The following is a 10012-nucleotide window of genomic DNA, read 5'->3' on the forward strand; positions in this document are numbered from 1 at the left end:
CCCTTCCACGATGCTTCACATCGGGTGGGTGCCCGGGAACCTTGTTACTTCGTAATAAAAAACCCACCCTTCCACGATGCTTCACATCGGGTGGGTGCCCGGGAACCTTGTTACTTCGTAATAAAAAACCCACCCTTCCACGATGCTTCACATCGGGTGGGTGCCCGGGAACCTTGTTACTTCGTAATAAAAACTCCACCCTTCCACGATGCTTCACATCGGGTGGGTGCCCGGGAACCTTGTTACTTCGTAATAAAAACTCCACCCTTCCACGATGCTTCACATCGGGTGGGTGCCCGGGAACCTAGTTGTTTCACAATAAAAATCGACCTCTAAATTTTTAATCTAAAGGTCGATTACTTATTTTTTATTTAAAATCAAAAGCCATTAAATTTCTTTTTTTCTTTTTTTAAATCCAATAGCAGTGACTGCTCCTGATATTCCAACAAGAACTGAATATAGATCTATATTTGTTCCAACAGATGTTTTTGGTAGTTTTGGTTTTTCAGGATTTGTTGGATTAACTGGCGGTACTACTGGTTGTTCATTAGAAACATATTTTAAAGTAAATGTTATATCCTTACTTGTAGGATTAATTGCATCCGCTCCTTCTGGTAATTGTTCAGCTTCCCATTTTAATTTAAAATTAATTACAGCACTAGTTCTAGTATCTTTTGCTTTTGCTTTAAGTTCTCCAGTCATTGTGCCTTTAACTGTATAATTTGTATTTTCTGAAGCTTTATTATTAAATTTAGCACCATTAACTACAACATTAAGTTTATCTTCCATTCCATTTACAGCATCTTTTAATTCTGCAAATGTATTAACTTCTTTATTTACAGTCATTACTACTTCAATAGTTTTACCATTTACATTTGAGCTAACTATCTTATACTTTCCATTATCATTTAAAAGAGATACTTGAGGATTACCGTCAAAATCCATTTCTTCTGGTAATGTTAATTTAGCTGTAAAAGTTGAACTATAATCTGAAATTGTAATAGTTGTAGGATCTACATTTGTTCTATTGAATCTTTCTTCAATTTCTTTCATTTGTTTCTTAACAGGTGAAACATCTAAAGAACCAGTAAATGCGACTTTTGCATTCTTTTCAACTTCAAATACTTTATCATGCTCTGTTTCATTTCCAACTAAAATATCTCCTAATAGTTTTTGAGTTGCTTCAAATACATTTTCATTATCTTCAACATATTTAACAGTTAGTTTGATATCTCTAGTAGTAGGATCTGTTGAATCTTCTCCTCCAGCAAGTTGAACTCCATTCCAAGTGTAATCAAAATTAATTACTTTTCCTGAAAGAATATTTGTAGCTTTTGCTTTAAACTTACCAGAAACAGTTCCATTAATTGTGTAATTTGTATTAGCTATGGCTTTATCTGTATCGAATTTAACTCCTTTTACATTAACCTTTAGCTCATTATCTACTCCCTCAACAGCTTCTTTTACTTCTTTAAAAGTTTGAATTTCATCTGCTATTGTAAGAGTAACAGTTATTGTCTTTCCTTCTACTTTTTGTTCTAAAATTTTGAATTTTCCATTTGCTCCTGCTAATTCAACAGTATAATCATCAGCAAACTTTAATTCTTCAGGCAATGTCATCTTAGCTGTAAAAGAAGTAGTAGCATTTTCTACTTTGATATTTGTTGCTACACCAGAGGCAGCATAAGTATTTTCTAAATCTTTTACTTGATTTTTAATTGGAGTTACATTTAATAAACCAGTCATAGTCAATGAATCATTTTTGTTAGCTTCATAGACTTTATCATGTTGTGTATCTCCATTAACTAGTAAATCACCTTCTAGATTTCCAACTGCTGATATATTATCTTCTGTTGGAGCTAAGTATTTAACAGAAATTGCAATCGCATTTGGATTAGAATTGCTCTTTCCAGCATCTGTTTGAGTTCCATTCCAAGATAAATTAAAATTAACAACATTTCCAGTTACGGTATGAGTTGCTTTTGCTTTTAAATTTCCAAGAACACTACCAGTTACTTCATAGTCAGTACCACTTTGAGCGCTATCACTAAATTTTGCAGTTTTAAATGTAACTTTAAGTTCATCATCTACTTTATTTATCGCTTCTTTTAATTTAGCGAAATTATTAATATTTTCTGCTCCGACTAGTTTGAACTTAACTTTTGCAGTCTTTCCTTCAACTTTTGCTTCTTCAATTTCAAAAGATCCATTTGAGCCAGTAAGTGTAGCTTCTGATTTTGTAAAATCTAAACCTTCTGGTAATGTAAGATTTGCATAGAAATAAGTATCTAAGTTTTCTAATTTAATATCATTAGCATTCGCTCCTAGATGTGAAGCTTCAATAGCAGCCATTTGATCTTTTATAGTCTTAGCCTTAATAACACCTTCAAAATCTATTTCATCTGTTTTTTGTTTAACTATTGTATTATTACCAGTATCCCCAGCAATTAAAATATCAGCATCTATATTAACAGATTGTGTAAAATCAACATTTGTTGGTTTAACAAATACATCAGATTTTGAAAAATCAGTAGCTAGAGGTTTTGTACTAGTATCTGTATTATAAACGACCTTAGTAAAAGCATATAAAAAACCACTAGCATGTGTTTCAAAATCACCTTTTGCAGTAATATTTTTAGTTTCTAAAGCTTTTGCTTCATCAAGACTTGTTGCCTTTACAGTATATGGAATACTTAAGCTAATTTTCTTATCTGAATTAGCTCCACCATCGTTAGTATATCCACTGTATATACCTGCCCAATTTACATCGTTCAGTGGTAATTTAAATGTTACAACTTGTCCGTTTACAGTATAAGTAAATGCGGATTTGTTGAACATACTAGTTGTGTTATCTGTAGTTATATTTGCATTATCAATAGTCACACCTTCAGGGAATGTAACTTTATATTCTACATATGCAATTTTATTTTTACCGTCTTTACCATGTGGATAGTATCCACTGTCTGCTGCTTGTTTCATCTCATTTTCAATTCCAGCCATTACTTTTCCCATTGGAATATCAGCAGTCCATTTTCCTTCATAAGTTCCATCATTACTAGCAGTTACCCCTGTTACAACTCCACTAGTTTTTGTATATTGTGCTACACCTAAAGTAGTGGCAGCGTGAACAAATGAAGCACTAGGTATTATTACACCTAATGTTATTACAATTGCTGTAAAAAATGAAAGAAACTTCTTAATTTTTTTCTTCATTTTATAATCTCCTCCTTTTTAATATAAAATAAATATTATTATTCATAGACATTTGTAAATGCTTATTATGTGAATTAAATAAATTATACCACAATGCTATTTTAAGTTCAATAATTTAATTAATTAAAATTTAAAAAATGAAAAACACCCAAAAGATAGCATTTTTCTTTAAGGGTGTTTGTATTTTACTATAAAATTCAAAAAAATTATTTATTTTTTCTATTTCTTCTAAAAGCAAATCCTGCTAAGATAGCTCCCAATGTTGGTACTACAACAGAAGTTGTTTCAACACCTGTCTTTGGTAATCCGCGTTTTGGTGCTGGATTTTCTCTCTTAGGTTCAGGTTTCTTAGGTTCAGGTTTCTTAGGCTCTTCTTTTGGAGTTTCTGGTTTGTTAGGCTCTTCAGCTGGCTTTTCTGGTTCATTCTTAACAATGTAAAAAATTACATTATTTCCTTGAGAATAACTAAAAGATGCACCATCAACTAAAGGTTGAACTTGATCATTTGTTGGATCAAAGAATAAATCATCTCCTACCTTAGTAAGAGTAATTTCAGATTTAATAATCTCTTTGCCTCCACCTTGTCCTTTATGTACTTTAGTTACTTTTTCAATAGCAGAATTTTGTAGAGTTAAATTTTCTGATACAAATTTATATCCTTCTGGTACTTTTGGTAATTTAGTACGAGCTGCTTTTGTAGCATCGCTAGGATTATTTGCATAAACTTGTTGAGCTATTACATTTCCTGTAGCTTTATCAACTAATTGAACTTTACCTAATGGAATATAATTAACATTTTCTTCAATATCAATATTCCCATTATCTGGGTCAAATTCTACTTCTTCAGCTTCTTTTTTATCAGCATAAAAACCTGGAGTTACAGGAGTAGGTATTTTTGGAAGTACTGCTATATCATCTCCATCTCCCTCAGCTGCTCTAGTTCTAACTTTCGGAAGATTTCTTTCATTTTCATTAACATTTTTTGTAGTAACTTCTACATTTTCTTCAGCCATGTATACCTTACTGCTATTTAAACTTAAACTTAAAAGTACAGCAGCAAGAACAGAAGTAGTAGCTACTTTAAATCTCTTTTTTGAAGATTTTTTTCCCATTTTCATAATATGCTCCTTTTACACTATATTTTATTAATTGCCACGATAAAATTGTATCTTCACAATTAATGTTATCACGATAATTATACTCTTTAATTTAAAAGATGTCAACAATTACAAAAATTACTAATAGTTTTATAAAACTCTAAATTTAAATGTTTCCAGACTTTTTAACATAAAAAAACATAATCAGTTTTTCAATCTAATTATGTTTTTTTTGATTTTTAATTTGACTATTTTTTTTAATATTTCTCCATTTAAGTTCAGTTCCAATAATTACTAATGGTGTTAATAAAAATAAATAACGATAAAATCCTCTATATTTAACTGTTGCAGCATATAATACTTCACCAGAAACCGCTTGAAGTTTACCTTCTTTAATAATTGTTCTAATTCTATCAACATTTAAATTGCCATTATCATATAATAATTCATCTAAAACTTTATTATCTATAATTTCAAATACCGTTTTATTTACAAGCTGACTATTTCCTAAGTTGTCGAAATAATAATATTTCCCATTTTTTGTCCAAATTGAACCATCAGAAATTTGACCTAAATCTTTTATTTTTTTCCAACCTTCTTTTTTATCAAATTTTGTGATTTCAGATATTTCTTTATATAAATACTTTGCTCTATGTCCATATAAATAGTTGATAAAAGTTTGATGTGAACTTAAAAAATACATATCTTCATCATCACAAAACACATTTTCAGTTAAAAATTCAATTTTTCCTTTAAATTTATTATCTCCAATTCTTACTTGCTTATTTTTTCTTTGATTAAAAAAATAAACACCATCATTTGAAACAAAAAACATATTATAAATATGTGAACTATTGTTACCAATAGCTACATATGGTACTGATTTTTCATCAAACCTTATATTATCTTTAAATACCTCTCCAGTTTTTCTATCATAAAGAAAATTACTTCCTTGACTACTTAAAACAACTTCCAATTCTCCACTATTTTTAATTGGTAAAAGCTCATTTTTGTAATAGACATTTTCTTTATCAGAAAAATATTCTCCAAGTTTAGAAATTTGCTTTATGGTATTTATATCTGCATTTTCAAGAGATTTTCCTTCGTAATATAGAACATCTCCGTCAGTTGCAAAATATATCAAATTATTAATTTTTGTAATTTTCTTTTCGGTATTCAATTTATGATATGGATAAATATATGACTTAGGTTTATAATTTTTATTAAAAATATGAACTATATTTCCAAAAGCATCTGAAAGATATGAAATTTCTTTATTTCTCTCAGAAAGTAGGGAACAAAAATAAGTAGTTTTTCCATCAGTATAATATCCATTGCCAATATTAGATATTTCTTTCGGATTAAGGTCTTTAATTTTAACATTTCCAAAATAAACGTAATTTTTGTCCTTTCCTACAACAGAAGAGTCATAAGTATTCTCTGACTTAATTACACTAAAAGAATCTATATCTGCACCTTCTACAATATAATATCCTCCACTTGGAATAAGTGCATAAATCTTTCCATCATATTTATAAAAAATACTATTTTCAATTCGCTCACCACTTCTTTCGATATTGATATAAGTATTATCCTTATCAAGAAGTTGACTAAATGCAAATATAGCAATTACAAAACCAGCTAAAATCAAACAAATACCCAAAATTTTTGAACGAATACTTTCATTTGTTTTTCTATTCAAAATATCATCCCCAAATTTAATTTATCATATATATTATATCATATCCTACGATTCTTTACTCCCTGTTTTTGCACAAAAAAAGGAGTTGTTATATAGGATAAAACATCGAATATATACAACTCCTTTAGGGAAACTAATATCTAATTTATTTTTCTAATGCTTGGTCAATATCAGCTATTAAATCACGAACATCTTCTATACCTACAGAAAGTCTGATTAGGTCTGGAGATACTCCAGCTGCTACTAACTCATCATCATTCATTTGTCTATGTGTAGTTGATGCAGGGTGTAATACACAAGTTCTTGTATCAGCTACGTGAGTAACAATTGCTGCTAATCTTAGTGAGTCCATGAATTTAGCTGCTTCTTCTCTACCACCTTTGATTCCAAATGATATAACACCACAAGATCCGTTTGGTAAATATTTTTTAGCTAATTCATGTTGGCTATCTTTTTCTAATCCTGAGAATGAAACCCAAGCTATTTTTGGATGTTTTTCTAAATGTTGAGCAATAGCTAAAGCATTTTGGAAATGTCTTTCCATTCTTAAATGTAAAGTTTCTAAACCAACTCCTAAATAGAATGAGTTTTGTGGTGAAGGAATGGAACCTAAATCTCTCATCAAGTTAGTTGTCATTTTTGTAATATATGCGCCCTTACCAAAGCTTTCAGTATAAATTGTTCCATGGTAAGTTTCATCAGGAGTTGTTAGTCCTGGATATTTTTCGCTATATTGAGTCCAATCAAAGTTTCCTGAGTCAACTACTACACCACCAACTGCGTTAGCAGATCCATTCATATATTTTGTAGTTGAGTGAATAACAATATCTGCTCCCCATTCAAAAGGTCTACAGAAGATTGGTGTTGGGAATGTATTGTCAATTATTAGAGGTACTCCATTTTTATGTGCTGCTTTAGCGAATTTTTCTATATCTAATACTTTTAATGATGGATTTGATAAAGTTTCACCAAAGACTAATTTTGTATTTGGTTTAAACTTTGTTTGTAATTCTTCATCTGAGATATCTGGATCAACGAAAGTTGATTCAATTCCTAAATTCTTAAGTGTATTAGCTATAAGGTTATAAGTTCCTCCATAGATTGCTGAAGTTGAAATTACATGGTCTCCAGCACTAGCTATATTTATTATTGCATAAAAGTTAGCTGCTTGTCCTGATGAAGTTAATATTGCGGCAACTCCACCTTCTAATTGGCATATCTTATTTGCTACTGCATCATTTGTAGGGTTTGCAAGTCTTGTATAGAAATATCCTACATCTTTTAGGTCGAATAAATCTCCCAATTGTTGTGATGACTCATATTTATAAGTTGTTGATTGTACTATTGGTAGTACTCTTGGTTCTCCATTTTTTGGGTCATACCCACCTTGTACACAGATTGTGCTTGTATTGTATTTGTTTGTCATAATGTTCTCTCCTTTATATTTAATATTTTTATTTAAAAATGACTTTTACTCAAATTGAGTTATTGGTTCCTTACCGATTATAGCTCCTAGGATAAATCCAACTGTTGCTGGTAAGAACCATGAAAATCCTAAACCACTTAATGGAAGTATATCTATAAATGATTTAATTATTGCTATATCAGCAACTGATAAAATTGCTTCTAAAATACTTACTGCTAAAGTAAATATTAATGCATATCTAAAACTTTGTTTGTTAGGTATAAACTTGCGGAAAATACCTAAAATCATTAGTACTATTAAACTTGGATAAACTCCTTTGTAAATTGGTGTTGCAAAGTAAACTATATTTTCAACTCCAAGTACTGCAATTGTTGCTCCAAGAACTGCTGAAACTATAGCAGCTACTTTGTGTGGAATCTTTCCATCTGAAAAATTGTGGAAGAAGTTTGCTATTGAGGTAATTTGTCCGATTGCTGTTGTTACACAAGCTAGAACTACTGCTGCTGAAAGGAATGACATTCCCTTCTTTCCTAAAACTCTTTCTGCTATTGCTAATAACAATTTACTTCTATCAATATCTTTTGGATAGTAACTACTTACTGAAGCTCCAAGATAGATTAAACCTACATAAATAACTGCCAAAAGAATTAATGCAATAACTCCGCAATATGCAGTAAGCTTATTTCTCTCTTTACTTGTACGATAACCTCTATAAACAATATCTCCAATAAATACAGTTCCTATTAAGTAACTTACTATTAAGTCTCCAGTTTGATATCCTTCTAATAAAGAATGTGTGAAAATTCCACCTTGTTGCGGAACTACTGGAACTCCAATTGGAGTTAGAATTCCTTTAATGATGATTCCAATTAATAGTAGTACTAATAAAGGTGTTAAGTATTTTCCAACACTATTTATCATTCGGTCAATATCCAATGAAAAATATAATGCGATTGCAAAATATCCAATGATAAATGCTACAATTGAAACATTTGGAAATAATGCTTTAAAGCCTAATTCATAAGAAACGGCTCCTGTACGAGGTACAGAAATACATGCTGCAAAAATCATTATAAACAATAATAAAAACTTAGCAAAATTTTTATGTATATCTGAAGTCATGGCTTCAAGCGATCCACCATTTTTAGAAATTACATAAAGTCCAACAACTGGCATCAATACCGCTGATATACAAAATCCTAAAGCAGCTATTGACCATTGGCTACCCGACAAAAACCCTATCAGGGGAGGAAATATCAGGTTTCCTGCTCCAAAGTAGGAACCAAACAGGGCAAATCCTACTATAAAAATATCCTTTGTTCTTTTGTTCATTAATCTTTTCTCCTTTGTTTTATCCTATAATTGCTGAAAGAGAATGATAGATTTTAAAAATTAAGAACCAGTTGCGCACCTAGTTGTGAAGTAAAAAAAAGCTCCCGTCCAATAAAGGACGAGAGCGAAAACTCACGTGTTACCACCTTAATTCATCTTTTTATCACTAAAAAGACCTTATTGAGTACTATCATACTCGCAATGCTATAACGGGCACTCCCGTCACAACCTAAATCTGTAAACAAATCTCGATGTGATGACTCCAAGGCCATGTTCGAAAGTTTCTCTCTCATTTCTCTCACCAAACGAAATGTCTCTGTACTGATTGAATGACTTTCTACTCTTCTCTTCAACGTCTTGCTATACATTATAAATGATTTTTTTCCTTTTGTCAACACTTTTTTCAAAAAAATTTAAATTTTTTTGATATTTATCTAACAAAGTTGTATTTTTACCCATTTCTTAGATTTAAAGTTTTTATTATTTTAACAAAAATAGCTTATTTTTGATTATAATTTTATAGAAAATATCAAAATAAGCATTATTTTTTAAATTTTTTATTTCAACAACATAGATTGTGTTTTTATTATTAACTCATAATAAAGAAGACCCTTGCATATGCAAAGATCTTCTCTTAATATTATTTGTTTTTATATAGCTTGCTATATCCTAAATTTTACTCTTCTTCATCTTCTTTTTTCTTTTTAAGAGCTAGAAGTCCTAGAGATAATCCTGATATTGCAGTAAATGCTGTATATCCAATATTTGAATCATAACCTGTTTTAGGTAATTTTCCTCTTGAATCGTTAGCATTAGTATTTACTGTTGGAGCAACTGCAGGTTTTGAATTAGCATCCTTAGGATTTGAACCCTTATTGTTTTCTTCAACATCTGTTACTCCATCATTGTCATCATCTGGATCTGTTACATCTGGATCTCCATCTTTATCAGTATCTCTTTGAACAGTGATTTCAACAATCTTAGTTACTTTTGAACCATCTGGGTTTGTAACAACTACAGGAATTTCAAACTTTCTTGTTTCCTCAGTTGGACCCCAGTCATTTACATTCGGTGTTCCACTAATTGTCTTTGTTGTTGGATCATAAGTAACTCCATTTGGAAGCTTGCTTTCATCTACTGTTACAGTAGCATCATTATTTCCTGGTGTTACTACTACATTTGTAATTGGATTTCCTTCAACTACTGTTTGTGTTGGATTTGATACTGTTGTTGGAGCTATTG

6 protein-coding genes and 1 other annotated feature are annotated in these 10012 nt (G+C 30.6%); all 6 genes read right to left on the minus strand.

All coding sequences use genetic code 11. From position 1 onward, the window contains the following. Positions 1-387 precede the first annotated feature (387 nt). Positions 388-3213, minus strand: coding sequence for a hypothetical protein (locus ACLGL0_RS07080; RefSeq protein WP_411014166.1), 2826 nt, complete (start codon positions 3211-3213; stop codon positions 388-390). 206 nt (positions 3214-3419) lie between these two features. Beyond that, on the minus strand, positions 3420-4331 hold the full coding sequence (locus ACLGL0_RS07085) for an LPXTG cell wall anchor domain-containing protein (protein ID WP_411014167.1): 912 nt from the start codon (positions 4329-4331) through the stop codon (positions 3420-3422). A 196-nt stretch (positions 4332-4527) separates the two neighbouring features. Continuing rightward, positions 4528-6012 carry a DKNYY domain-containing protein gene (locus ACLGL0_RS07090; RefSeq protein ID WP_411014168.1) on the minus strand — a complete coding sequence of 495 codons (1485 nt, stop codon included), beginning with the start codon at positions 6010-6012 and terminating at the stop codon, positions 4528-4530. 145 nt (positions 6013-6157) lie between these two features. Then, on the minus strand, positions 6158-7438 hold the full coding sequence (locus ACLGL0_RS07095) for an O-acetylhomoserine aminocarboxypropyltransferase/cysteine synthase family protein (RefSeq protein WP_411014169.1): 1281 nt from the start codon (positions 7436-7438) through the stop codon (positions 6158-6160). 45 nt (positions 7439-7483) lie between these two features. After that, positions 7484-8770 carry a branched-chain amino acid transport system II carrier protein gene (gene brnQ / locus ACLGL0_RS07100; RefSeq protein WP_411014170.1) on the minus strand — a complete coding sequence of 429 codons (1287 nt, stop codon included), beginning with the start codon at positions 8768-8770 and terminating at the stop codon, positions 7484-7486. 111 nt (positions 8771-8881) lie between these two features. Beyond that, positions 8882-9132: a binding site (T-box leader), on the minus strand. Between the two features lie 314 nt (positions 9133-9446). After that, on the minus strand, positions 9447-10012 hold a 566-nt coding region (locus ACLGL0_RS07105; protein WP_411014171.1), incomplete at its 5' end, for an Ig domain-containing protein.

The sequence above is a fragment of the Parvimonas pharyngis genome, from assembly GCF_046569675.1.
Taxonomy (GTDB): domain Bacteria; phylum Bacillota; class Clostridia; order Tissierellales; family Peptoniphilaceae; genus Parvimonas.